At 35.1% G+C, this 25,212-nt stretch carries 26 protein-coding genes and 2 tRNA genes; 16 read left to right on the forward strand and 12 right to left on the reverse strand.

Annotated features, from left to right (window positions below; all coding sequences use genetic code 11):
- The first annotated feature begins 172 nt into the window (after positions 1-172).
- The 4 genes from ZA07_RS11520 to ZA07_RS11535 all read left to right on the forward strand — a co-directional run bounded on the left by ZA07_RS11520 (position 173) and on the right by ZA07_RS11535 (position 4,873).
- Positions 173-2,437 carry an aconitate hydratase gene (locus ZA07_RS11520; RefSeq protein WP_053971830.1) on the forward strand — a complete coding sequence of 755 codons (2,265 nt, stop codon included), beginning with the start codon at positions 173-175 and terminating at the stop codon, positions 2,435-2,437.
- A 108-nt stretch (positions 2,438-2,545) separates the two neighbouring features.
- Positions 2,546-3,229 (forward strand): Crp/Fnr family transcriptional regulator, encoded by a 684-nt coding sequence (locus ZA07_RS11525; RefSeq protein WP_053971831.1) that lies wholly within the window; start codon positions 2,546-2,548, stop codon positions 3,227-3,229.
- A 58-nt stretch (positions 3,230-3,287) separates the two neighbouring features.
- On the forward strand, positions 3,288-4,235 hold the full coding sequence (locus tag ZA07_RS11530) for a hypothetical protein (protein ID WP_053971832.1): 948 nt from the start codon (positions 3,288-3,290) through the stop codon (positions 4,233-4,235).
- A 74-nt stretch (positions 4,236-4,309) separates the two neighbouring features.
- Complete coding sequence (locus ZA07_RS11535; protein ID WP_157492125.1) at positions 4,310-4,873, forward strand: TlpA disulfide reductase family protein; 564 nt, start codon at positions 4,310-4,312, stop codon at positions 4,871-4,873.
- Here the strand turns inward: ZA07_RS11535 and ZA07_RS11540 are convergent.
- From ZA07_RS11540 to ZA07_RS11570, 7 genes are all read right to left on the reverse strand, one after another.
- Positions 4,847-5,548, reverse strand: a complete 702-nt coding sequence (locus ZA07_RS11540) for a lycopene cyclase domain-containing protein (protein WP_053971833.1) — start codon at positions 5,546-5,548, stop codon at positions 4,847-4,849. The two genes, ZA07_RS11535 and ZA07_RS11540, sit on opposite strands and share 27 nt — an antisense overlap.
- Positions 5,549-6,001 (reverse strand): sterol desaturase family protein, encoded by a 453-nt coding sequence (locus tag ZA07_RS11545; RefSeq protein WP_053971834.1) that lies wholly within the window; start codon positions 5,999-6,001, stop codon positions 5,549-5,551.
- 1 nt (position 6,002) lies between these two features.
- Positions 6,003-6,842, reverse strand: a complete 840-nt coding sequence (locus tag ZA07_RS11550; RefSeq protein WP_053971835.1) for a phytoene/squalene synthase family protein — start codon at positions 6,840-6,842, stop codon at positions 6,003-6,005.
- Positions 6,826-8,307 carry an NAD(P)/FAD-dependent oxidoreductase gene (locus tag ZA07_RS11555; RefSeq protein WP_053971836.1) on the reverse strand — a complete coding sequence of 494 codons (1,482 nt, stop codon included), beginning with the start codon at positions 8,305-8,307 and terminating at the stop codon, positions 6,826-6,828. The genes ZA07_RS11550 and ZA07_RS11555 overlap by 17 nt, the downstream gene beginning before the upstream one ends.
- A 44-nt stretch (positions 8,308-8,351) precedes the next feature.
- Entirely contained in the window at positions 8,352-9,248 is an 897-nt protein-coding gene (locus tag ZA07_RS11560; protein WP_053972130.1) for a MerR family transcriptional regulator, read from the reverse strand.
- Positions 9,249-9,316: 68 nt separating this feature from the next.
- Positions 9,317-9,401, reverse strand: a tRNA-Leu gene (locus tag ZA07_RS11565).
- 51 nt (positions 9,402-9,452) lie between these two features.
- A tRNA-Lys gene (locus tag ZA07_RS11570) sits at positions 9,453-9,525 on the reverse strand.
- 129 nt (positions 9,526-9,654) lie between these two features.
- Here ZA07_RS11570 and ZA07_RS11575 point away from each other — a divergent pair.
- Positions 9,655-10,173, forward strand: a complete 519-nt coding sequence (locus tag ZA07_RS11575; protein ID WP_053971837.1) for a shikimate kinase — start codon at positions 9,655-9,657, stop codon at positions 10,171-10,173.
- On the opposite strand, the gene ZA07_RS11580 is transcribed toward ZA07_RS11575, so the two are convergent.
- A complete protein-coding gene (locus tag ZA07_RS11580) occupies positions 10,165-10,668 on the reverse strand; it encodes a phosphoribosyltransferase domain-containing protein (protein WP_053971838.1) in 504 nt (167 codons plus the stop codon). The genes ZA07_RS11575 and ZA07_RS11580 overlap by 9 nt on opposite strands.
- A 45-nt stretch (positions 10,669-10,713) precedes the next feature.
- Positions 10,714-11,085, reverse strand: coding sequence for an RNA-binding S4 domain-containing protein (locus tag ZA07_RS11585; protein ID WP_053971839.1), 372 nt, complete (start codon positions 11,083-11,085; stop codon positions 10,714-10,716).
- A gap of 77 nt (positions 11,086-11,162) precedes the next feature.
- Between ZA07_RS11585 and ZA07_RS11590 the strand changes: the two genes are divergently transcribed.
- Positions 11,163-12,200: an FKBP-type peptidyl-prolyl cis-trans isomerase gene (locus ZA07_RS11590; RefSeq protein ID WP_053971840.1), complete on the forward strand. Its 1,038-nt coding sequence runs from the start codon at positions 11,163-11,165 to the stop codon at positions 12,198-12,200.
- Between the two features lie 64 nt (positions 12,201-12,264).
- Here the strand turns inward: ZA07_RS11590 and ZA07_RS11595 are convergent, their stop codons facing one another.
- The 3 genes from ZA07_RS11595 to ZA07_RS11605 are packed head-to-tail and all read right to left on the reverse strand — an operon-like array spanning position 12,265 to position 14,706.
- Positions 12,265-12,849 (reverse strand): outer membrane beta-barrel protein, encoded by a 585-nt coding sequence (locus ZA07_RS11595; protein ID WP_053971841.1) that lies wholly within the window; start codon positions 12,847-12,849, stop codon positions 12,265-12,267.
- Positions 12,850-12,889: 40 nt separating this feature from the next.
- Positions 12,890-13,843 (reverse strand): transketolase family protein, encoded by a 954-nt coding sequence (locus ZA07_RS11600; RefSeq protein ID WP_053971842.1) that lies wholly within the window; start codon positions 13,841-13,843, stop codon positions 12,890-12,892.
- Between the two features lie 17 nt (positions 13,844-13,860).
- The gene (locus ZA07_RS11605) at positions 13,861-14,706 is read right to left on the reverse strand and encodes a transketolase (protein ID WP_053971843.1); all 846 of its coding nucleotides are present in this window, start codon (positions 14,704-14,706) and stop codon (positions 13,861-13,863) included.
- Positions 14,707-14,894: 188 nt separating this feature from the next.
- Between ZA07_RS11605 and tgt the strand changes: the two genes are divergently transcribed.
- The 10 genes from tgt to ZA07_RS11655 all read left to right on the forward strand — a co-directional run bounded on the left by tgt (position 14,895) and on the right by ZA07_RS11655 (position 25,212).
- Positions 14,895-16,025, forward strand: coding sequence for a tRNA guanosine(34) transglycosylase Tgt (gene tgt, locus ZA07_RS11610; RefSeq protein ID WP_053971844.1), 1,131 nt, complete (start codon positions 14,895-14,897; stop codon positions 16,023-16,025).
- Entirely contained in the window at positions 16,025-17,104 is a 1,080-nt protein-coding gene (locus ZA07_RS11615) for an LptF/LptG family permease (protein WP_082316573.1), read from the forward strand. Before tgt ends, ZA07_RS11615 begins: the two co-directional genes overlap by 1 nt.
- Positions 17,091-17,996: a DMT family transporter gene (locus tag ZA07_RS11620; RefSeq protein ID WP_053971845.1), complete on the forward strand. Its 906-nt coding sequence runs from the start codon at positions 17,091-17,093 to the stop codon at positions 17,994-17,996. The genes ZA07_RS11615 and ZA07_RS11620 overlap by 14 nt, the downstream gene beginning before the upstream one ends.
- A 54-nt stretch (positions 17,997-18,050) precedes the next feature.
- Entirely contained in the window at positions 18,051-19,004 is a 954-nt protein-coding gene (locus ZA07_RS11625) for an acetyl-CoA carboxylase carboxyltransferase subunit alpha (protein ID WP_053971846.1), read from the forward strand.
- A gap of 167 nt (positions 19,005-19,171) precedes the next feature.
- On the forward strand, positions 19,172-20,710 hold the full coding sequence (dnaB, locus tag ZA07_RS11630) for a replicative DNA helicase (RefSeq protein WP_053971847.1): 1,539 nt from the start codon (positions 19,172-19,174) through the stop codon (positions 20,708-20,710).
- Positions 20,711-20,726: 16 nt separating this feature from the next.
- The gene (locus tag ZA07_RS11635) at positions 20,727-21,749 is read left to right on the forward strand and encodes an AI-2E family transporter (protein ID WP_053971848.1); all 1,023 of its coding nucleotides are present in this window, start codon (positions 20,727-20,729) and stop codon (positions 21,747-21,749) included.
- Positions 21,750-21,790: 41 nt separating this feature from the next.
- Positions 21,791-22,717, forward strand: a complete 927-nt coding sequence (locus ZA07_RS11640; protein WP_053971849.1) for an aminotransferase class IV — start codon at positions 21,791-21,793, stop codon at positions 22,715-22,717.
- Positions 22,710-23,441 (forward strand): sulfotransferase family protein, encoded by a 732-nt coding sequence (locus ZA07_RS11645; protein ID WP_231628672.1) that lies wholly within the window; start codon positions 22,710-22,712, stop codon positions 23,439-23,441. Before ZA07_RS11640 ends, ZA07_RS11645 begins: the two co-directional genes overlap by 8 nt.
- A 159-nt stretch (positions 23,442-23,600) precedes the next feature.
- Positions 23,601-24,785, forward strand: a complete 1,185-nt coding sequence (locus ZA07_RS11650) for a hypothetical protein (protein ID WP_053972133.1) — start codon at positions 23,601-23,603, stop codon at positions 24,783-24,785.
- Positions 24,786-24,789: 4 nt separating this feature from the next.
- Positions 24,790-25,212 carry a secondary thiamine-phosphate synthase enzyme YjbQ gene (locus ZA07_RS11655; protein ID WP_157492143.1) on the forward strand — a complete coding sequence of 141 codons (423 nt, stop codon included), beginning with the start codon at positions 24,790-24,792 and terminating at the stop codon, positions 25,210-25,212.

Genomic DNA, 25,212 nt, shown 5'->3' on the forward strand with positions numbered 1-25,212 from the left:
TTATTTCAATTACCATATTTAAAGCCTGAGTTTGTACTCAGGCTTTTTTTGTGACTCATTTTAGGCTTTTTTTAAGAAAACCCAGTTCATTAATGTTTTACAATACCTCACTTATTTTGTATCTTGTGGAAACTTAAAAATGAACTAAATTTTCAACCTTTAAACAAGATTTATGGCTTTTGATATTGATATGATCAAAAAGGTTTATGAAAACTTTCCAAAGCGTGTGGATAAAGCACGTGAGGTAGTGGGTAAACCGTTAACACTTTCCGAAAAGATTTTATATGCCCACCTTTGGGATGGGGAACCAAATACTGCTTTTAAAAGAGGTAAAGACTACGTTGATTTTGCGCCTGATAGGATTGCTTGTCAGGATGCAACAGCACAAATGGCTCTATTGCAATTTATGCAAGCAGGAAAAGACAAAGTTGCAGTTCCAACTACGGTTCACTGTGACCACTTGATCCAAGCGAAGCAAGGGGCAGCGGCAGATTTGAAGCGTGCTAATGAAACAAGTAGTGAAGTGTTTGATTTTCTGGCTTCGGTATCGAATAAGTATGGAATTGGGTTTTGGAAGCCAGGAGCAGGAATTATCCATCAGGTTGTATTAGAAAATTACGCTTTTCCTGGAGGAATGATGATTGGAACAGATTCACATACTGTAAATGCTGGAGGATTAGGAATGGTCGCAATTGGTGTTGGTGGGGCCGATGCTGTAGATGTGATGGCTGGAATGGCTTGGGAGCTTAAATTCCCAAAGCTTATTGGAGTGAAGTTGACTGGAAATATTTCAGGATGGACAGCGCCAAAGGATGTCATTTTAAAAGTGGCAGAAATCCTTACAGTTAAAGGTGGTACTGGAGCTATAGTGGAATATTTTGGTCCAGGAGCTAAAAATCTTTCTTGTACAGGTAAAGGAACCATTTGTAATATGGGTGCTGAAATAGGGGCAACTACTTCTACTTTTGGGTATGATGAATCCATGGAGCGCTATTTACGCGCCACAGACCGTTCTGATGTTGCCGATGAAGCCAATAAAATAAAAGAATATTTAACTGCTGATGATGAAGTTTATGAAAATCCAGAGCAGTACTTCGATCAATTGATTGAAATAGACTTGTCAACATTAATGCCTCATCTTAATGGTCCTTTTACTCCAGATTTAGCTACGGAAGTTGGTACGATGACCGAAAAGGCAAAATCTAATGATTGGCCACTGGCAGTAGAGTGGGGATTAATAGGATCTTGTACAAATTCTTCTTACGAAGACTTATCCAGAGCCTCTTCGATAGCGCAACAGGCCTTGGATAAAAAATTGAAAACAAAAGCTGAATTTGGAATTAATCCAGGTTCAGAACAAGTAAGATATACAACCGAGCGAGATGGCATTCTTGATATATTTGAGAAATTAGACGCTACGATATTTACCAATGCTTGTGGACCTTGTATTGGTCAATGGGCTCGTTATGAAGATCCTAAAAATGCTCCTAAAAATAGTATAGTACATTCTTTTAATAGAAACTTTGCAAAAAGAGCAGATGGGAATCCAAATACCCATGCTTTTGTTGCCTCACCAGAAATGACAGCCGCTATAGCTATTGCAGGTCGTTTGGATTTTAATCCAATGACCGATAAATTAATTAATGAAGATGGGGAAGAGGTTATGTTGGATGAACCCACTGGATGGGAATTGCCTCCAAAAGGTTTTGAGGTTAAAGAAAATGGCTATGTAGACCCCGTTGTCGATGGAAGTGATGTGGAAGTCATCGTTGCTCCAGATTCTGAAAGATTGGAATTGTTAACGCCGTTTGAACCTATTGGAGACGAAATTAAAGGGGCTAAACTTTTGATTAAGGCATTTGGAAAATGTACTACTGACCATATATCAATGGCTGGCCCATGGTTGCGTTTTAGAGGTCATTTGGATAACATTTCAAACAACTGTTTAATTGGAGCTGTTAATGCTTACAACAAGCAAACTAACATGGTCAAAAATCAATTGACAGGAGAATTTGGAGGTGTTCCAGATACACAAAGAGATTACAAAGCCAAGGGAATAAAAACGATTGTAGTTGGAGACCATAATTACGGTGAAGGATCTTCTCGTGAACATGCAGCCATGGAACCGAGACATCTAGGTGTAGCCGCAGTTTTAGTGAAATCTTTTGCTCGTATTCATGAAACTAATTTAAAAAAACAAGGTATGTTGGCTTTAACCTTTGATAATGAAGCTGATTATGATTTAATTCAAGAGGATGATACCTTCAACTTTTTAAATTTGAATGAGTTTGCACCTGACAAACCATTAAATATCGAAGTGGTTCACGCTGATGGTAGTAAAGATGTTATTAAAACAAATCATTCTTATAATGATGCACAAATTGCTTGGTATAAAGCAGGATCAGCATTGAATTTGATAGCGAAACAAAACGCTTAACCTTTTTTAAAAAAAGATGAAAACTCCTGAAAGCTTCAGGAGTTTTTTATTTTATGAGTAAGCTTTTATTATAGAATTCGACAGAATTTTAAACTAACATTTTAACTCATGAATTCGATTTGGTGCTTCGAAGATGTCAATCTTTTCAAATTGTTATGCCCTCATAAATACAAAAACTTCAAAAAGGACCATCAAATTAATCATTATAACAAAAGGGATTTTATTTATTTCGTGGAAGATCATTCCAATAAAGTATATCTCATCGAAAAAGGAAAAGTGAAAATTGGTTACTATACTGAGGATGGCCAAGAAATAACCAAAGCTATTTTAAGCACGGGGGAGTTATTTGGAGAGAAAGCCATTTTGGGTGAAGATAAAAGGAATGAATTTGCCCAGTCCATTGAAAATGATACAACACTTTGCCCTGTGGGTGTAGATACCATGTATGGATTGATGAGGGATAATAAAACTTTTAGTTTTAGGGTGTACAAATTAATTGGCCTTCGGTTTAAAAAGGTAGAACGTAGATTGCAATTGCTATTGTTTAAAGATGCAAGAACCAGATTACTGGAGTTTTTGGAAGAGTTGTGTGATGAATTTGGTTATGATTGTAAGGGAACTGGAAATCGAATCATAAAGCACCCTTATACCCAAAAAGATATGGCTTCATTAATTGGAATTTCAAGGCCAACTCTCAATATTCTAATGAATGAATTAAAAGAGGAACATCTTATCGATTTTAATAGAAAGGAAATAAGAATGTATAAAAAATCACGAGTGTTAGATAGCTAACATTTTTTTTCTTTTTCATTGAATAGCTTTGATTAATTATTAAAAAAATCTAGTTATCATGAGAAAGAGAATATTTTTTTTAGCACTATTGTTTGTTTCATTTTTAGCGTGTAACAACGATGATGACAACATGAGCGTGGTGCATTCAGTTGAAACACCTTTAGATCCTGCTACAGCTCCTAGAGTAAGTATTGATAGGTTCAGTATGAATGCAGGAACTTTAATGGTTAGGACTGCTAGTAATGGTCTTCCAGAGGCTAATGAGCCCATTAATTTTGACATGGGCGAACCTTTTTTAACCCAAGGATTGGCACCAAATGGAAACTTGGTAAGGTATTATAATTTTGATGTACAAAGTACTGTTCCAGCACCCATTTATTTGTTTTTTGATTCCGAAGGAAATCCAGTAGAAGGTCAAATAAATATAATAGATGTAGTGCCAGGTGATACAGGATATAATGACTTTTGGCAAGTAAATAGGGTGACGGTTTCAGATTCTTATGTGGCCAATACCATTACCAATGAGGCAGACTTATTGGCTTCAAATTTTAATATTGAAATGACTTCAACCATTGTTAACTGTCCCGTGGTTCCAGAGGGATCAACTGCTACTATGCGGGTTAATAGCGAGGATGACTCCCTTCATATGGGATGGTATAAAGACCAAGTTGTTTTTTACTTTTCATTTTTTGAAAAAATATTGGATGGAGGAACGTCTAATATGGTTCCTTTGTCGCCTATTTTTGTCAGTTTTAATCTTAATCCAGATCCTGATAATTCAGAAAGCGGTCCCGCCTCAGGATTCTTGACTGAAATTGGGACCAGCCAAACTCACAATGTGATTGCATCTGTACCGCAAGACGATTTTTATTCACCACTATGGAGTGTCAATGTTTATGATAACACCGATTTTGAAAATGTAGGTGATCTAGCCTCAGCAGGAATGGCTACTATTTTGGCTACCGGTGTGGCTACCGTGAATTGTCCTGTTGTTTTCATGGAATAAAACTCCAAAAAATGGGTTTTTGTTAGTTGAAAAGCATATTTTCATAGAATGGAAATATGCTTTTTTTGATTGCCATGAACAAAAAGAAATTAGGAAATATTTTATTTTGGGTATTTTTAGTGTCACTGATAATCCCTCAGTCCCGAAAAACAATTCAAATAGGTTTAAATAAGGGGTTGGGTATATTTTCTCCAAGCCAGATTAATGAAAAGGACCAAGTTATAATCAATGATTTTAATTGGAAGTTAATCGATGAAAACGGAGCAACGGTTAATTTGGAAGCTTTAAAGGGAAAAGTGATAATCATGAACTTTTGGGCTACTTGGTGTCCGCCTTGTATAGCCGAAATGCCAGATTTGCAAGAGTTGTTCGATACTTTTGATACCGAAAAAGAAATCAGCTTTTTATTTGTGACTTCTGATCCGTTTACGAAAACTACAGCATTCAAGGAAAAAGAGGGTTTTACCTTCCCAGTTTTTAGGCCATTGGAAACTTATCCAAAGGAATTAGAGCATACAACCATTCCTCAAACTTTTATAATTGATAAATCGGGTAAAATTGTTGTAGATAAAAATGGAGTGGCTAATTGGAGTAGCGAAAAAACAATCCAATTAATCAATGACCTGCTTTCCAAATAAACGCTTGTAAACTTCCATAAAAAACAGATTGCTCAAAATAAGACTGAATGCATAGATGCTATCCTCGATAGGTATTGTCCATAGTCTGATACCTAGATTTTCGAGATTGTTGTACCAAACCACCTCGTCTTCTATTAAACTACCAGTCAAAATACCATTGATTATAAAGAATGGGATCAACATCACCATAAAGGTCCAAAAATAGGTGTTAAGGATCTTAGGAAACCATTTAATTGTAACCAAAAGAAGAAAAATGGCATAAACATTATTGACAAGTGTGTACCATTTGTCATAATACATGAAACAAAGAATAATTAAAATGGTCAAAAGAAGTCCCGTTATCACTTTTACTTGTTTTTTTTCCAATTTTAATTTTGGAAACAAGATTATCAAAGAGTGATGCATGAAAACACAGGCATAGGGAATGCAAATAAAAAATAACCATTCTTCTATAGGAATGGAGAGTAAAGGTACATTTAAGAAGTAGGAAGAATTGAAACCCCAGATTTCATTTTGCGTAAATAGGATATCCCACGGAATATAAAGTACCATGGAGCAAAAAATACCAAAAGATAGGGGTTTCCATTGTTTTGTAAATGCTAGCCTTGGATGAAAACTAAACAAAAAAGGAATAGAGAGGGATCCTAAATCCAGAAGGAGATATAGGTAATTCATCTATTTGACTTTGAAGTATTTTAAAGGGACGAAGAGCATGCCAAAGCATTCGCCGTCGTTTTTACCTAAATGTTTGTGGTGCATTTTATGGGCTCGCCTGATGCCTTTAGCATACCTGTTGTTGGCATTTCTAAAAATCTTAAATCGCTGATGAATAAAAATATCATGTACTAAAAAATAGGTACATCCATAACAAAAAATTCCTAATGCTATGGGCAAGCAAAACCAAATGTCTTCATATTTCCATAGGCAGAAGCATACTATACTGACTAAGGCATAAAAAATAAAAAAGGCATCATTTCTTTCAAACCAACTGTCGTGATCTTTTCTGTGGTGGTCTTTATGAAGATGCCACAAGAACCCATGCATAATGTACTTATGTGTAAACCATGCCATAAATTCCATGAAGCAAAAACTTCCTACAAAGACTAAAATCCAATATACTATTTCCATGTTACATTAAATTTAGTTGATATTTAACATAACTACGAGTAAGTAACTCGATTTTTTTGTGGTTTGGAACACGAATTCTAGCAGATTTAATTTGAAGTGCAGGTGTTTTCTTTAGTTTTTTAAGTAATTGGCTGTAATATCTATAGGCCATAAAAACACCAAATCGAGCCTCCATAGGTAGTTGTTTAATACCAATAAGGGCTTTTCTAAAGTCTTCTTCAATGTCCTCAATGATTTGCTTTTTATCAGTTTCAGTAAGGTTGTTGAAATCTGCATTTGGAAAATAGGATCTTTCCAGATCTTCAAAATCGGCTTTTAGATCCCTCAGGAAGTTGACTTTTTGAAATGCAGATCCTAGACTCATGGCACTATCTTTTAAAGAATCATACTTTTCTTGATCCCCTTTCACAAACACTTTTAGGCACATGAGACCTACTACATCTGCAGAACCGTAAATGTAATTTTTAAACTCTTCAGGAGTTTCATAATTCGATTTGTGCAAATCTAGTTTCATGCTATGCATAAACGCATCAACCAAATGGCGGTCCAAACCATATTTATGATAGGTCTCTTGAAATGCATTTAAGATAGGATTTAAGCTAATCCTATTTTGAAGGGCTAAATCCAAATCTTTTTCAAACCAATGAAATAGAAAATGTTTGTTGTAATCATGAAATGAATCTACAATTTCATCAGCAAATCTTACAAATCCATAGATGTTGTAAATGTCTTGTCTAATAGATTTGGACAATAGCTTAGTAGCCATTGAAAAAGACGTGCTGTAAGTAAGTGTTGTAATTTTACTGCATTGATGTGAAACTTGATCAAATAGTGCTTTCATAATTAATAGGATGGTATTTATTGATAAGGTTTGCTACCAGTTTCCCAGAGATTAAAGAGGGTGGAACCCCTGGTCCAGGAACTGTAAGTTGTCCAGTAAAATAGAGATTACTTATTTTTTTACTTTTCAATTTAGGTCTTAAGAAAGCTGTTTGGAGAAGGGTATTGGCCAGTCCGTAAGCATTTCCTTTATATGAATTGTAGTCTTCTATAAAATCTTTTACACAGTAAGATTTTTTGAATAAAATATGCTTTTTGATTTTTTGATCGGTCAAGCTTTCAAATCGCTCTACTATTTTCTCGAAATATTCATTTCTGAGTTCCGGAGTGTCTTCTAAACCTGGAGCTAGTGGTATTAAAAATATGCCAGCTTCTTGACCTTCTGGAGCTAATAAACTATCGGTTTTTGATGGGAAACTAGCATAAAATAGAGGCTTTTCAGGCCATTGAGGTTCATCATAAATGGCTTTGGCGTGAATATCAAAATCAGTGTCAAAGAAAAGCGTATGGTGGTTGACGTTTTTTAATTTTTTATCAAACCCGACATAAAATAAAAGGGAGGAGGGAGCAAACGTTTTTTGGTCCCAGTATGATTCCGAATATTGTCTGTGGGATTTACTCAGAAGGTTTTCTGTGTGGTGATAATCTGCTCCACTGACCACGATATCACTTTTATAGAGGGTTTGCCCACTTTTAACTCCCGTGGTCTTTCCATTTTGAACCGTAATTTCGGTCACTGGAGAATTGGTGATGATCTGTACACCTAATTCTTCAGCTAACCTTTTGATGGCATTAACAACTTCAAACATACCTCCTTTAGGGTGAAAGGTTCCAAGGCCAAAATCAGCATAATTCATAAAACTGTAAAAGGAAGGTGTTTTACTGGGTTTGGCTCCAAGAAATAATACCGGAAACTCTAGTACCTGAATCAATTTTTTATTTTTGAATGTCTTACGTACATCCATAGAAATGGTGCTAAAAAATTGATTGAGTTTTTTGAATGTATCCCAAGTAATTAATTCTGAAGGAGATTCCCCAGGCCTGTAAACTAAATCTTTGATTGCTATGTTGTAATTGTCCTTGGCTTGATGGATAAACTGTTTTAGTTTAATCGAACTTCCTGATTCTATTTCTTCAAATGCGATGCAGATATCATCCAAGTTATCTCCAATGGTTATTAGGTCATTATTACCAAAATAGACCGAATAGGCGGGATTCAATTTTTCCAATTGGTAGTAATCTGACGGAGATTTACCAAAATCCTTAAAGAATCTTTCAAAAACATCGGGCATCCAGTACCAAGTGGGGCCCATATCAAAAGTGAACCCTTGATGTTTATATTGTCTGGCCCTTCCTCCAATAGAGGAATTTTTTTCAAGGATGGTCACTTTATCACCCCGCTTTGCCAAGTAGCATGCGGCAGCTAAAGAAGAAAATCCGGACCCTATGATAGTTATAGTATTCATTTTGTTTAACAAATATAGTAAAAAGCTAAACAATAATACTAATACTACATAGCTTTAACTAAATTTTGGATGGATTCATAGGTTTTAATGGTCTTGGGAAGCGTTTTTAGATCGATACAATCGGTTTGCCTACCCAATATGTGTAAATGATGATTTGAATTGTCTAGCAACTCTGTATGAAATTCGGCCAAATAGCTATCTATATTCTCACAGGTAGGATTAACCGTGAAATATGTTATGAATTCAATATAATCGTAGTTTTTGACCAAATCTTTTAAACTGTTAAGCGGCACACTGCCTCCTAAATAAATGGTTTGAAATCCTTCCTTTGTTAATTGGTAGTTTACATACTGAAGACCTAGTTCGTGAATTTCATAATCTGGTAGGAATAGTGCGTATACTTTTTCATTTTTTGAAACATCAGCCGATTGATATTTCTCAGTATTGACCAAAATTTTCTGTTTAATCAATTCTGAGATAAAATGCTCTTGGGCGGGTGTGATGGTTTTTGTTTGCCATAAAAACCCAATTTCTTCTAAAAGAGGCATAAAAACCTCATGAAATATTTCTGAAAAGGGCTTTTCTGTTTCTAATTTTTTATATGTATTTATAAAAAGAGCTTTATCAAAATTGATGGTTGCTATTTTAAAAATATTCAGAATATGGTCTTCATTTGAGGATATAGTGAGCAATTTAGCTTTATCTAGGATTTCTTGATTGCTTAGTTGAGATATTTTAGAAATCTTATACCCATTATTATATAGAGCTGTCACATTTAATAGTTTCTGAAGGCTGTCAATACTATATGTTCTAATATTAGTCTCAGTGCGGTTTGGCTCAAAAAGGTTATAGCGTTTTTCCCAAATTCTTATGGTATGCGCTTTGATCCCAGAAAGGTGCTCTAGGTCCTTAATACTGAACTCACTTTTAATATTGTTCATTTTTTCAAATAAAATATTAAACAAAAATAAACAAAAAGATGGATAAAATGAAGTAGCTTGGGAAAAAGTGCGCACGAGAAGACTCGAACTTCCACGATCTAAGCGATCATTAGGCCCTCAACCTAACGCGTCTACCAATTCCGCCACGTGCGCATGAAGTATTCAAAAATAAAAAAAGTTAAGCATATGCTTAACTTTTTTTTGTGACCTGGCTGGGGCTCGAACCCAGGACCCTAACATTAAAAGTGTTATGCTCTACCAGCTGAGCTACCAGGTCAAACGTTTCCTTGTTTGCGGGTGCAAATATAAAAGCTTTAATTGATTTTACAAACCCTTTTCAAGATATTTTTTTCTTTTTTTCTTTTGTTTCTTTGTGACGGAATTTGAAATACTGAGAAGGAACTTCATGAAGATTATTTTAATGGGCTATATGGCCTCTGGAAAATCATTAATTGGCAGACAGTTAGCAAAAGATTTGTCTGTGGCGTTTATAGATCTTGATCATTACATCGAGCAAAAAGAAGCGAAAAGTATAGGTGAAATTTTTTTTGAAAAAGGTGAAATATATTTTAGAAAAAGGGAACATTTCTATTTAAAAGAGCTTTTAGAGGGGTCAGAAAAGTTTGTTCTTTCCTTAGGGGGAGGTACCCCCTGTTTCTCAAATAATGCAGAATTATTATTTGATAAAGACCATTTAAAATCCTTTTTTCTCAATGTTCCGCTATCGGAATTACTTAAAAGGTTGATGAAAGAAAAATCCCCACGACCTTTAATTTCTCATATTCATAGTGAAGAGGAGATGGCTGAATTTATAGGAAAGCATTTATTTGAGCGTTTGCCTTTTTATAATAGGGCAGACCACAAAATAAATGCAAATCAAAATGTAGATAAGGTGATAGAAGATATCGTTGTCAAGTTATTCTAAATAAGCTTCTGCTTTTCCATTAGTCAAATTAACATGGATGTGTTCATGTAAGGAAGTAGAAAGGGAAATTCCTTTGAAATCTGCCTTAACAGGATATTTTTTATGATTTCTATTGACCAATACAGCGGTCTTAAACTGTTTTAAAGGTACATCAAGAAAATGTTTCACCCCATAAATTAAAGTAGTTCCTGAATTAAGAACATCATCTATTAAGACAATCGATTTGTTTTTGTAGTCTTCTGACTTGATGGATGTCTCTATGGGATTTAAAGGGTTCTTTTTATCTATAATTACTCTACAGAGAATTGGCTTAATATCTGAAATATTTTCAAGAATGGTTTTAAGCTCATTCGCTAATTGATACCCATTTTGGTCTATACCAGCAAGGATAACTTCCGTTTCATTTACATTGCTTTCATAGATTTGATAAGCAATACGTCTTATTTTATTTGTGATTTCTTGATGGTTAAGTATGATATTTTTCTCTGTGGTCATCCTTTCAAAAAGTTTTATCAAATATAAGCATTGGTTGTTCAAGTTTTATTCACTTTCATCATAAAAATCATCGATATCTCTTCGGTCTTTTTTAGTCGGTCTACCTGTGCCTTTTTTTCTGTAATAATCCTGCGAATATTTGAGGAGTTCTTGAGCTTCAAATTCAGATTTTGGAGTCGTGTCTGTACGGTAAATGTCAACCAATTTAGCTCCTACTCGGTTTGGAGGAATATCATTTATGGTTAAACTGTAATTAATCTGCTCTTTTCTAAGTAGAATTTTATCGGTAGGAAATACATCTCTACTGGGTTTGGCAACATCCCCGTTAATCTTTACATGGCCTTTTTTACAGGCAGTCGTGGCCAAACTTCTTGTTTTGTAATATCTCACACACCATAGATACTTGTCAATCCGCATAAAACTTATAAATCTACGTTAATATTTTAAGACAAAATTATTAATAAATTGTATCTTGCGCTTAAAAATTTATGAATATGAAGTTAAGAAAAATCAGTCTTACCTCTATCTGTTTATTATTGGTTCTTGCTGCCTGTAAAAAAGATGATGATAGTTATACCACTGTACCAGATCGGGACAGACAAGAGGTTTATGATGAAGATTTAATAAAAATAGAAGAGTTTCTTGCTACACATTTTTATAATTATGATGAGTTTGATTTTGACAATCCTTATAGTGAGGCAAATGATAATTTTCAAATTGTTTTTGATACAATAGCAGGTGATAATGCAGATAAAATACCTTTAATCGATCAGGTGGAATATAAAATTGCTTATTCTTATTCTGACGATATTGAATATAAACTTTATGTTCTTAAAGTAAGAGAAGGGAATGGTAAAGTCCTTCATGGAACAGATGAAGCATTTCTAAATTATCAAGGTTTGAATTTAGCCAATTTAGAACAGTTTGATGGGACTGTTAATCCGACTCTATTGAATTTAACTACGGTTAGTACCACAATAACGGGAGTAATTGATGGTTTTAGACAAGGACTTACCGAATTTAAAACAGCTTCAAGCATCACTGAAAATACAAATGGGGGAGGAGAGCCCGATGGAACATTTTCATACCACGGTCATGGAATTGGAGCTATTTTTATTCCTTCCGGATTAGGATATTTTTCTTCGCCTTTAACAACAGTACCAGCTTATTCCTCTCTTATATTTAATGTTAGATTATATAACTTAAATCATACAGATTTTGATCTGGATAATATCCCTTCTTACATGGAAGATTTGAGTGGAGATGGGGATCCATATACAGATGATACGGATGGGGATTTGGTTGCTGATTTTATGGATAATGATGACGATGGTGATGGAACGCTTACAAGAGATGAAATTGATTATGGAGAATACACGATTTCTGTAGGAGATCCTGATCCTGAATTTGCAGAGAATGAATATGAGGTAAGTAGAGAGCAATTGGACAATACCATAACCATTAGTACTATTATTTTAACTGATACAGACGGTGATGGTACTCCAGATTATTTGGACAGTAGTATTAATTAACAGTTTTCAGTTATAAGTTATAAGGAATAAAAAAAAGCGGCCATTTTGAAGCCGCTTTTTTTATTTATAAAACAAGAGATAAACTTAATATCAATTGATCAGGTCTAGTGTCTATTCTTCCCATTGAAACACCATTGTTGTTTAAAAATACGGCTTCATTGTGTCCGAACCCTCTTTCATATCTAACATCAATTCCTAATCGATTCAAATTAAAACCTAAACCAACATTTAGACCTACTGTAAAATCACTTTCAATATCATCAATATTGATACCTTCAAATTCGGTATCCAAAATATATTGAAAAGCGGGTCCAGCAAAAATACTAATAGGGCCAAACTTTAATCCGGCCAATAAAGGAGCATCTAATTTTTGCATTTGAAAGCTACCACTGTTGTAGTCACTTTTCGTTTGGGTAAATATTAATTCTGGCTTTAGGAAATGTCTATTCCCAAGTTTACCAAAAATCCCAAAGTGGTATCCAATGTTTCGATCCGGTTTTTCAGCAACAGCGCCAATGGTTTCTATATAGTCCCCATTGGCGCTGTAATTGACTCCGGCTTTAAAACCAAAGCCAGATCTATTTTGAGCTTGTATTGTAGTCGTGACCAGCATTAATAACAGGCCACAGACAAGAAAATGTTTTGCCATATTCCGTTTTGTTTTAAACTAAAACGAAAGAAAAGGCGGTTTATTTTCTTTTTATAACAGCTTCTGCAGCTTCTGCCACAGATTTACTATCCAAGCCATATTTTACCATTAATTGTGCTGGTGTACCAGATTCTCCAAAGGTATCCTTGGTAGCAACAAATTCTTGTGGAGTAGGCAATTTGGAAGCTAGAACTCTAGCAACACTTTCTCCTAAACCTCCAAGATAGTTATGTTCTTCAGCAGTCACAATACATTTGGTTTTTGAAACAGAATTTAGGATTGCTTCTTCGTCTAAAGGTTTAATAGTGTGAATATTGATAACTTCAGCAGAAATTCCTTTTTCATTCAAAATTTTAGAGGCTTCAAGCGCTTCCCAAACTAAGTGACCGGTAGCTACAATCGTTACATCAGTTCCCTCTGTTAATTGAATAGCTTTACCAATTTCAAATTTTTGGTCGGCAGGAGTGAAAATAGGTACTGAAGGTCTTCCGAATCTTAAATAAACAGGACCTTCGTGCTCTGCAATAGCAATGGTAGCTGCTTTGGTTTGATTATAATCACAAGGGTTAATGACGGTCATGCCTGGAAGCATTTTCATCAATCCGATATCTTCTAAAATTTGGTGGGTAGCCCCATCTTCTCCCAAAGTCAAACCAGCGTGAGAAGCACAAATCTTTACGTTTTTCCCAGAATATGCAATGGATTGACGTATTTGATCATAAACCCTACCTGTGGAGAAGTTGGCAAACGTTCCTGTAAAAGGTATTTTACCTCCAATGGTTAGTCCGGCAGCAATACCCATCATATTGGCTTCGGCTATTCCGATTTGAAAAAATCTATCTGGGTTTTCTTTGATAAATTCTCCCATTTTTAATGAAGGAGTTAAATCAGCACATAAGGCCACAACATCAGGATTGGTTCTACCTAACTCAGCTAAACCATCACCAAAACCACTTCTTGTATCTTTTTTCTCTGTATATGTGTATGTTTTCATGTTTTTCTTATTGCGGATTAATAATCTCCTAAAGTTTCAGGGTTTTGACTTAAAGCGTTTTCTAATTGCTCGTCATTAGGAGCTTTTCCATGCCATTCATGGGTATGCATCATAAAGTCCACACCATGACCCATTTCAGTTCTTAGTAACACACATACAGGTTTTCCTTGACCTGTTTTTGATTTGGCTAATTCCATCCCTTTTAAAATAGCCTCAATATTGTTTCCGTCAATAATTTCCACAACATCCCAGCCAAAAGCTTCAAATTTGCCTTTAAGGTCTCCCATAAAGAGTACTTTGGTTGTTGGGCCGTCAATTTGTTGTCCGTTCAAATCCACTGTACAGATGATATTATCAACATTTTTGGCAGAAGCATACATGATGGCTTCCCAGTTTTGACCTTCTTGAAGTTCACCATCTCCATGAAGACTGTAAACTAAATGAGAGTCGTTGTTCAATTTTTTGGCTTGAGCAGCTCCTAAAGCAACACTCATTCCTTGTCCTAATGATCCAGAAGCAATTCTCACACCAGGTAACCCTTCATGCGTAGTAGGGTGTCCTTGTAACCTGGAATCAATAAGTCTAAAAGTGCTCAATTCTTCTACTGGAAAATAACCGGCTCTGGCCAATACACTGTAGAATACTGGGGAAATATGTCCGTTTGATAAGAAGAATAAATCTTCTCCAATACCGTCCATATCAAAACCTTCCTTACGGTCCATGATTTCATTGTAAAGAGCTACCAAGAACTCTGTACATCCTAATGAACCACCTGGATGGCCTGAATTTACTTTGTGCACCATTCGTAAAATATCTCTACGAACCTGTACAGCCAAATCGTTTAATTGTTGTGTGTTTGACATGTTAAAATCTCTTAGTTTCAGTCTGCAAAATTAGTTTAAATGTGTCTTAGGGCAAAATTAGTTATCCCTAATTATTAACTAATTGCAAGATACAAAAAGTGTAAAAAACACACTTAATTAAATTTAAATTTTATTAAGAATGATATATAAGGTAGTTGACTATCTTTGTGCCCGTATGAAATTTCAGTATGATATTTGAATTAAACGGAAAAGACCCTAAGTCTAAGGCAAGAGCAGGAAAGATAACTACAGATCACGGAGTAATTGAAACACCCATATTTATGCCGGTGGGTACAGTAGGATCTGTAAAAGGAGTGCACCAAAGAGAACTTAAAAATGATATCAACCCCGATATCATTTTAGGAAACACCTATCACCTTTATCTTAGGCCTCAAACTCAAATTTTAGAAAAGGCTGGTGGTTTGCATAAATTTATGAACTGGGATCGAAATATTTTAACAGATTCTGGGGGGTATCAAGTTTATTCTTTATCTGCCAACAGAAAGATTAAGGAAGAAGGAGTTAAGTTTAAAAGTCATATAGATGGAAGTTATCATACATTTACTCCTGAAAATGTCATGGAAATCCAAAGGAGTATCGGGGCAGATATCATCATGGCTTTTGATGAATGTACACCTTATCCTTGTGATTATAATTATGCAAAAAGATCGATGCACATGACCCATAGGTGGCTTGATCGCTGTATTAATCATTTAGAAAAAGTACCCTATACCTATGACTACAGTCAGGCATTTTTTCCAATTGTTCAAGGAAGTACGTATAAGGATTTAAGGAAACAATCTGCCGAATATATTGCTGGCGTTGGTGCTGAAGGAAATGCTATCGGTGGCTTATCTGTTGGTGAACCAGCTGAAGAGATGTATGCTATGACAGAAGTAGTTTGTGAGATTTTGCCAGAGGAAAAACCTAGATATTTAATGGGTGTAGGAACCCCTATTAATATACTTGAAAACATAGCATTGGGGATCGACATGTTTGATTGTGTGATGCCAACTAGAAATGCAAGAAATGGTATGCTATTTACTGCACATGGTACCATAAACATCAAAAACAAAAAATGGGAAGATGATTTTTCTCCAATTGATGAGATGGGAATCACTTATGTAGATACCGAATATAGCAAAGCATACTTGCGTCATCTTTTTTCAGTAAATGAATTATTGGGAAAACAAATTGCCACCATTCATAATCTTGGATTTTACTTGTGGTTGGTCAGAGAAGCAAGAAAGCATATATTAGCCGGAGATTTTGCAACTTGGAAAGATCAAATGGTAAAACAAATGGATAATAGATTGTAATGCTTAAAATCCTAGATTGGTACATATTAAAAAGGTATTTGGCCACTTTTTTTGTGATGCTTTTACTGTTTATACCTATTGGTATAACAGTACATTTAGCTGAAAAGATTGGTAAAATGATTGAGAGGGAGGCACCAATTGATGAAGTCCTTATATACTTTGTTAATTTCACTATTTATTTTGCCCATCTCCTATTTCCCTTATTTTTATTCCTATCAGTCATTTGGTTTACTTCAAAATTAGCAAACAACACCGAAGTCATTGCGTTTTTGAGTTCTGGGGTGTCTTTCTCAAGATTTCTAAGACCGTATTTAATAGGAGCAACAGTAGTAGCTATTCTCGCCCTAATTTTAGGTATGTACTTGGCTCCAGAGGCCAGTAAGGGGTTTAATGACTTTACTTACAAGTATTTAAAAAGTGCAAATGATTTGCAGCAAACAAGGGATGTTTATAGGCAAATTAATGAGAATGATTACATCTATGTAAGTGATTTTGACCCACGACAGAATATTGGAAGAAATTTTACTTTCGAGCACTTTGAGAATGATAAAATGATTTATAAAATAAGCGCCAACAGTATTAAATACAAGCCAGAAGATTCAACTTATCAATTAATCACCTATACTAAGAGAAAAATAGGACAGTTCAATGATATTTTAGAAACTGAAAGAAGAAAAGATACGTTGTTTTCTTTTGATCTAGAAGATTTAACGCCTGTTGAATACATAGCAGAAACCCTACCTTATGGAGAACTGAATCGATTTATCGCCAAGGAAGAGGCTAGGGGCTCTTCTTATATAAGTCGTTATAAATTGGTGAAATATAGAAAATGGAGTTTACCGGTCTCTGTTTTTATTTTAACAGTAATTGCCGTGGCTGTGTCCTCAAAAAAGAGAAGGGGAGGAATGGGAGTCAACTTGGCATTCGGTATTTGTATTGCTATGGTCTTTGTGTTTTTTGATAAAATCTTTGGCGTGATGGCTTCCCAATCAGACTTTCCCCCTTTGGTCGCAGTATGGTTTCCTAATGTATTATTTGGTATTTTAGCTCTTTACCTATTATACAATGCCAAACGATAAGCTCAAGAATTACCTTCATTTACATGTATTGGTTTTTATTGCTGGATTTACTGCTATTTTAGGTCAGTTGATCTCGTTGCAGGCCATTCCTTTAGTCTGGTATCGAATGATTATAGCATTAGTCTTAATGTACTTTTACATTTTGATAAGAAGGGTAAATATTAAGGTTAGTCCACAATATCTTTTAAAGTTTTTTATTGCAGGTGTTATAATTGCACTGCACTGGATTACTTTTTTTCATTCCATAAAGGTTTCTACCGTTTCAATAGCTTTGGTCATGTTTTCTACCGGTGCTTTTTTTGCATCCTTTATTGAACCCATTATATATAAAAGGAAAATAATTTGGTATGAAACCATTTTTGGAATTATGATAATTCCGGGTGTTGCTATCATCATGAAAAGTGAATTCCATTATTTGGAAGGAATTATTTACGGTATTGTTTCTGCTTTTTTATCTTCTCTATTTGCGGTGCTTAATGGGAAATTTTTAGAACGCTATACTGCCACCACCATTTCCTTTTATGAGTTTATTAGTGGTGTTATTTTTATTACCATATTTATGTTCCTGTTTAATAGGGAATCCTTTTCAACGGTTAATAGTTTGATTCCAATGGATATATTGTATTTGCTCATCCTTGGATCTGTTTGTACTGCTTATGCTTTTATTGGAGCCGTTTATGTAATGCGCTATATCAGTCCCTTTACAGTGGTTTTAACCTATAATTTAGAGCCTATTTATGGAATCATTTTAGCTCTTATTATTTTTTCAGAAGCAGATAAATTGAGTCCTAATTTTTTTGTAGGGGCTACATTAGTCTTTGCAGTGGTCATGGTTAATGGAATTTTAAAAAATTTAAAAAAGCGTAAAAAGAAAATATCCATACCTCGATAAGACGTTTAAAGTTTTTATATTTGTAAGCTAACTATAATTTAAAAGATAACTCCAATGGAATATTTAGAGTTTGAACTTCCTATTAAAGAATTAGAAGAGCAATTAACTAAGTGTGAGTTGATTGGCGAGGAAAGTGATGTAGATGTTACTGAAACTTGCAAGCAAATTGAGAAAAAGTTAATAGCTACAAAGAAAGATATTTATAAGAATTTAACGGCTTGGCAACGTGTTCAATTGTCAAGACACCCGAATAGACCTTATACCTTAGACTATATAAAAGCCATTTGTGGAGATACTTTTTTAGAACTTCATGGTGATCGTAATGTGAAAGATGACAAAGCGATGATTGGTGGTTTGGGTAAGATTGGAGATCAATCTTATATGTTTATTGGTCAGCAAAAGGGATTTAATACAAAAACCCGTCAGTACAGAAATTTTGGAATGTCTAATCCAGAGGGATATCGTAAAGCTTTACGATTGATGAAATCGGCTGAAAAATTTGGTGTTCCTGTTGTTACTTTAATTGATACTCCAGGTGCTTATCCAGGTTTGGAAGCTGAAGAGCGTGGACAAGGAGAAGCTATTGCAAGAAATATTTTTGAAATGACCCGACTACAAGTACCAATTATAACTATTATTATAGGTGAAGGTGCTTCTGGAGGAGCTTTAGGAATAGGTGTTGGAGATAGAGTATTAATGTTGGAAAACACTTGGTATTCTGTGATTTCTCCAGAGTCTTGTTCTTCCATTCTTTGGAGAAGTTGGGAGTTTAAGGAACAAGCTGCCGAAGCTTTAAAATTGACAGCTACCGATATGAAGAAACAAAAATTGGTAGATGAGATTATTAAAGAACCACTTGGAGGTGCACATAGCGATAGAGAAAAAACTTTTTTAAGTGTCAAGGATGCTATCGATAGAAATTATCAAGAACTTAAAAAGTTATCACCAAAAGAATTGGTTGATCAACGTATTGATAAATACTCCAATATGGGTGTATTTAAAGGATAATACCATTGAAACATAGATGACAAAAATCTGGAATGTTCTATTTCAGATTTTTTTTATGCTTATTAACAATATAATTAAGTTATTAACAGTTAGTTTGTTGAAGGCCTGTTAAAATCACAACCCGAATTAAACCTAACTTTTAATTCAATTTATATACATTCGTATTTATGAAACAACCCAATCAGCTCCAAGGCATTCAAATCGATAAAGGCACAATAATTAATTTAGAGCGAGGTAAAATACCTCCTCAATCCATTGATTTAGAGGAAGTTGTGCTGGGTGCCATGATGATTGATAAGAAGGGTGTTGATGAAGTTATCGATATTTTAAGTCCTGACGCATTCTACAAGGAAAGCCATAAGCACATTTTTGAAGCTATTTTTCAATTGTTTGAGGGTAGTGAGCCAATCGACTTATTAACCGTTTCAAGTCAATTAAAAAAGAATGGCAAGTTAGATTTAGTTGGAGGTGATTTTTACCTTATTTCCTTGACTCAAAAAGTGTCATCATCGGCGCATATTGAGTTCCATGCCCGTATTATCCTTCAAAAATTTATTCAAAGAAGTTTGATAAAAATTTCGAGCGAAATTATTGAGGATGCCTACGATGAAACTCAGGATGTTTTTGATCTTTTGGATAGAGCAGAATCCAAACTCTATGAGGTTACTCAAGGGAATATCAAGAAATCAAGTGAGTCTGCATTGGATTTGGTAATTCAGGCTAAAAAGAAGATTGAAGAAATCTCAAATAAGGAAGGTTTGAGTGGGATTCCAACGGGTTTCACAAAATTGGATAAACTGACTTCTGGTTGGCAGGAAAGTGATTTGATAATTGTAGCGGCTCGTCCGGGTATGGGTAAAACAGCCTTGACGCTATCTATGGCAAGAAACATTGCAGTAGACCAAAATATTCCTGTGGCATTTTTCTCTTTGGAGATGGCATCGGTACAGTTAATCACGCGTTTGATTTCCAGTGAAACAGGTTTGTCTTCAGAAAAATTGAGAACTGGAAAGCTTGAAAAGCACGAGTGGGAGCAGCTAAATGTGAAAGTGAAAGGCCTTGAAAAGGCACCTTTGTATATTGATGACACTCCATCTCTTTCCATTTTTGATCTAAGAGCAAAAGCTAGAAGGCTTGCTTCTCAGTATGGTATTAGAATGATCATGATTGATTATTTACAGTTAATGACTGCCGGTGGATCCCAAAAGGGAGGAAATCGTGAACAGGAAATTTCCATGATTTCAAGAAACTTGAAAGCACTTGCCAAAGAATTAAATGTACCAGTAATTGCACTTTCTCAGTTATCGCGTGCCGTAGAAACGAGAGGGGGAAGTAAAAGGCCTTTGCTATCCGACCTGCGTGAATCTGGAGCGATTGAGCAGGATGCCGATATTGTATCATTTATTTACCGTCCGGAGTATTACAAGATTGAAGAATGGGATGATGAAGAACGTTCACCAACCGAAGGTCAGGCGGAATTTATTGTTGCCAAACATAGAAATGGAGGGTTGGAAAATATTCGATTGAAGTTTATTGGTCATCTTGGTAAGTTTGATAATTTGGATGATTTTGACTCACCTTTTGAATTCCAGAGTAAAATAAATTCTGTTAGTGATGAAATAAAATCAGATCACTTTGGTTCACCTTCAGATGCATTTGGTAGCCCAGAGTTTCCAGATGAAGATGATAACGAAGTACCTTTCTAATAGCCCGAAATAAATAATGGATAAATTAAGAACCACCAACATTTTGTTGCTTATAGTTGTCATTCCATTGGTATTCTATTTGCTCAAACTTTTATCGTTTATTCTTATTCCCATCTTTTTTGCAATGTTTATAGCATTGCTTTTTTTGCCTATAATGAGATGGTTTTCAAGAAAAGGACTGCCTAAATTTGTTGGTATATCAGTGGTGATTCTTTTAATTATTGGGGGATTGAAAATTGGATTTGAACTGATTCACATCTCAGGAACAGAAATTTTAAATTCAGAATCCAGTTTTTTTGAAAAGGCCGAGACTAAAGTACTAGCACTTGTTGACAATATTGAAACTAGCTTTAACATTCAGATTCCAAAGGATAAGCAAAGTATAACCCAATCAGCAGTTAAAGACAATATCATACCTACATTAGATTTTCTCCGAAAATCAATTACTATGGTTTTGATGACGGTTTTCTTTGTGGTGTTGTTTCTGGCAGAATCCATAAATTTTCATACCGTTTTACAGAGCACCATTTTAAAGACGAAGCATACCTCGGTAAAGGCTTTTAGAAAAATTGAAAAGGATTTAATAGTATTTATAGAAGTTAAATTTTTGGTTAGTTTGGCAACTGGAATAGGAACAGGTTTAGCTTGTTTATTTTTTGATGTCAGCTTTCCTATATTTTGGGGACTATTTGCCTTTATCATTAATTTTGTGCAAATGGTAGGATCTATAGTGACCGTTGTCCTTCTTTCTCTGTTTGCTTTTATTGAACTGGAACCCACCAGTGGTTTGTTGTTCTTTATTTTATCAATAACAGGCGTTCAAGTGTTATTTGGTTCTATTTTAGAACCCATTTTTATGGGAAAATCTTTTTCTCTTAATGTGGTAACCGTCTTGATTATGTTAATGTTGTGGGGCTTTATATGGGGTGTTCCCGGATTAATTATGGCTATCCCAATTACTGTTTTTCTAAAAATTATATTGGAACAATTTCCGCAAACTCGCATTATTTCCAAGCTTCTTTCTGCCAATCATATTTAAAAATAGATGTATCTTGAGCTGATATTTTTAAAGGATTAAATATGGTTCATGGTACGCATAATGCATTAGATGACCCAAGAAACCGGGACATCAAAATTTCTATAAACGGTGAGTTTTTTAAACGAGAGGATGCCAAAATATCGGTCTTTGATAGTGGATATTTGGTAGGCGATGGAATTTGGGAAGCCTTGAGATTGCATCATGGTGTTTTGGTTTTTTTAAAGGATCACCTTGATAGAATGTGGAGCGCTGCAGCAAGTGTTGGAATGACTTTGCCATTTTCCAGAGAAGAATTGACGCAAATGATTTGGGCTACTCTTGAAGAAAATGACATGACAGACCAAGTTCATGTAAGAATTATGGTGACACGTGGAATCAAAAAAACACCTTCCCAAGACCCTAGGCTGACTATTTCTGGACCCAATGTGGTCATTATTCCCGAATATAAAATTGCTGATTCGACTAGTAAACATAAAGGAATCTCTTTATTCACAAGTACTATTAGACGTGGTTCCCCTGATTATCTTGACCCTCGATTGAATTGCCACAGTAAATTACATGAGGTGCAAGCCCTAATACAAGCAATTGAAGCTGGTGCAGATGAAGCACTTATGCTCGATATTAATGGATTTGTTTCTACTTGTAATGCTACCAATTTTTTTATAATTAAGAATAATGAAGTCTGGACATCAACAGGTCAATACTGCATGAATGGAATTACTAGGGAAAAAGTCATTGAAGTTTGTGAAAGAAATAATATACCATGTTTTCAAAAGGATTTTTCACTTTTTGATGTGTATTCGGCCGATGAAGCTTTTGTAACTGGAACTTTTGGTGGTTTGACTCCGGTAGTTAAAATCGATGGTCGAATCATTGGTGAAGGAACCTATGGCATTAAAACCCAAAAGTTAAGTCAGCTTTATGAAGATTTAATTCAAAACGAAATTGAGAAACTTCAAAATGGATAACTCAGAAATTACTCGTATCGCTTTGTGGTCTGGACCCAGAAATATTTCTACCGCTTTGATGTATTCTTTTGCTCAAAGGGAGGATACAAAAGTTTTTGACGAACCCTTGTATGCCTATTATTTAAGAAATACAAAGGCCAAAGAATACCATCCAGGAGCCGATGATATCTTAAAATCCCAGAACAATAATGGGGAAGAAGTGGTGAAAATGATGGTTACAGAAGATAGTAAACCTGTTCTGTTCTTTAAAAACATGACCCATCATTTATTGGATTTGGATCGAAGTTTTATGAACCAAATACAAAATGTCATACTTACAAGGAATCCAAAGGAAATGATTCCCTCCTTTGCCAAGGTGATTGATAATCCTACCATTGATGATATAGGTTACGCAATGCATACAAAACTTCTTAGGTACTTTGAAGAGAATAACATTAATTTTACAGTGCTTGATTCTAAACAGGTGCTTTTAAATCCGAAGAGAACCCTAAAACTTTTATGCGAAAAATTAGGGATTCCTTTTGATGAAAAAATGCTTTCATGGGAACCGGAACCCAGACCTGAAGATGGCGTTTGGGCAAAATATTGGTACAAAAATGTGCATCAGTCAAATGGATTTGGAAAGTATGATCCAAAAGTAGAACCATTCCCTGAAAATCTTCGAGAGTTATTGAAAGAATGCCAATCACATTATGAAATTTTAAAGGAATACAGTATTGGTTAAAATTATGATAAACCTGATTTAAGGGGATTTTTTTAAGTATCTTTCATGAGTAAAAATGCTATAAATTCCGAAAAGGAGAAAAAGAAAATGAAGAAGTTATTGCTCTTACTATGTTTTTTGATGTCTTTGAACACCTTCGCATCATATATATTGGTGCCTATGGATGCCGAGTCGCAGAAAAACCATTTAAAAGCATATGGGATTACTTATTGGACTTTAGAAAAACAAATGAAAGTCAAATGGCTTTTAAATTACAGAGGCGGGTCATTTTTATTGCCTGACACCGAGGAAATTCAAAAGGAATGTCAGATTAGAGGTGTTTCGTTTGAAATTCTATCAAATTCAAAAACCGAATCTATTTTAGAGGAAATTAGCAGTCCAAGTCAAAATATGGAAGCGGTAGTTTTGGAAAAAGCTCCCAAAATTGCAGTATATACACCTAAAGGGAAACTACCATGGGATGATGCTGTGACCATGGTTTTGACGTATGCTGAAATTCCATATGAAACAGTTTATGATGAAGAAGTTCTTAATGACGAATTGTTGTTGTATGATTGGTTGCATTTACATCATGAAGATTTTACCGGGCAATACGGAAAATTTTACAGGAACTACCGAACAGCCGCTTGGTATATAGAAGAGAAAAATGAGGCTGAGGCTTTAGCAAAAAAGCTCGGATACAATAAAGTGTCTGAAGAGAAATTGGCGGTTTCATTAAAAATTAGAGATTATGTGATTGGTGGCGGTTTCATGTTTGCTATGTGCAGCGCCACTGATAGTTTTGATATTGCTTTGGCGGCCGAAGGGGTGGACATTTGTGAAACCATGTTTGATGGCGATCCAAGTGAACCGAATTATCAAAGTAAGATAGATTATAATAAAACCTTTGCCTTTACCGATTTTACACTTGAAAGAAGTCCGATGGTATACGAGTTTTCATCCATAGACATGACTCAAAAGAGGCAAATCCCTATGCAAACCGATTATTTTACACTAATGGATTTTTCTGCTAAATGGGATCCAGTTCCAACTATGTTATGTCAAAATCACACTGCTTTGGTAAAAGGCTTTATGGGGCAGACTACTTCATTTACAAGAGATCAAATAAAAAGCAATGTCTTGGTTTTAGGGGAGAACAAAACCAATGGCGAAGCACGTTATATTCATGGAATTAAGGGGAAAGGATTTTTTACATTTTATGGAGGACATGATCCAGAAGATTATACGCATAGAGTAGGGGATCCTAGGACTGAATTGGATTTATATCCTACCTCTCCTGGATACCGGTTAATTCTAAACAATGTCCTTTTTCCCGCTGCCAAAAAGAAAAAACAAAAGACCTAATATGATTCAGGTTTTTCAAAAAGAAATTTCCCTTTCTGAAAAAAGAAGAGGATTTCATTTGGTAACTGATGAAATTTTGACCAAGTTCCCAGAAATAAAATCCATTCAAACGGGAATGTTTCAGGTTTTTATTAAGCATACATCAGCTAGTTTGACCATTAATGAAAATGCTGATCCAACGGTTCGGACAGATTTTGAAAGCCATATGAATGTTATGGTTCCAGAAAATACGCCTTATTACATCCATACTTACGAAGGTCCTGATGATATGCCTGCACATATTAAGGCGTCCTTAATGGGTGCTTCTGTTCAAATTCCAATCACCAACGGACGATTAAATCTTGGTACTTGGCAGGGAATTTATTTATGTGAGCATAGGAATTATGGAGGTAGCCGTAAATTGGTATTAACAGCTTTCGGGATTTGA

This window comes from Mangrovimonas sp. ST2L15, assembly GCF_001280515.1.
Taxonomy (GTDB): domain Bacteria; phylum Bacteroidota; class Bacteroidia; order Flavobacteriales; family Flavobacteriaceae; genus Mangrovimonas; species Mangrovimonas futianensis.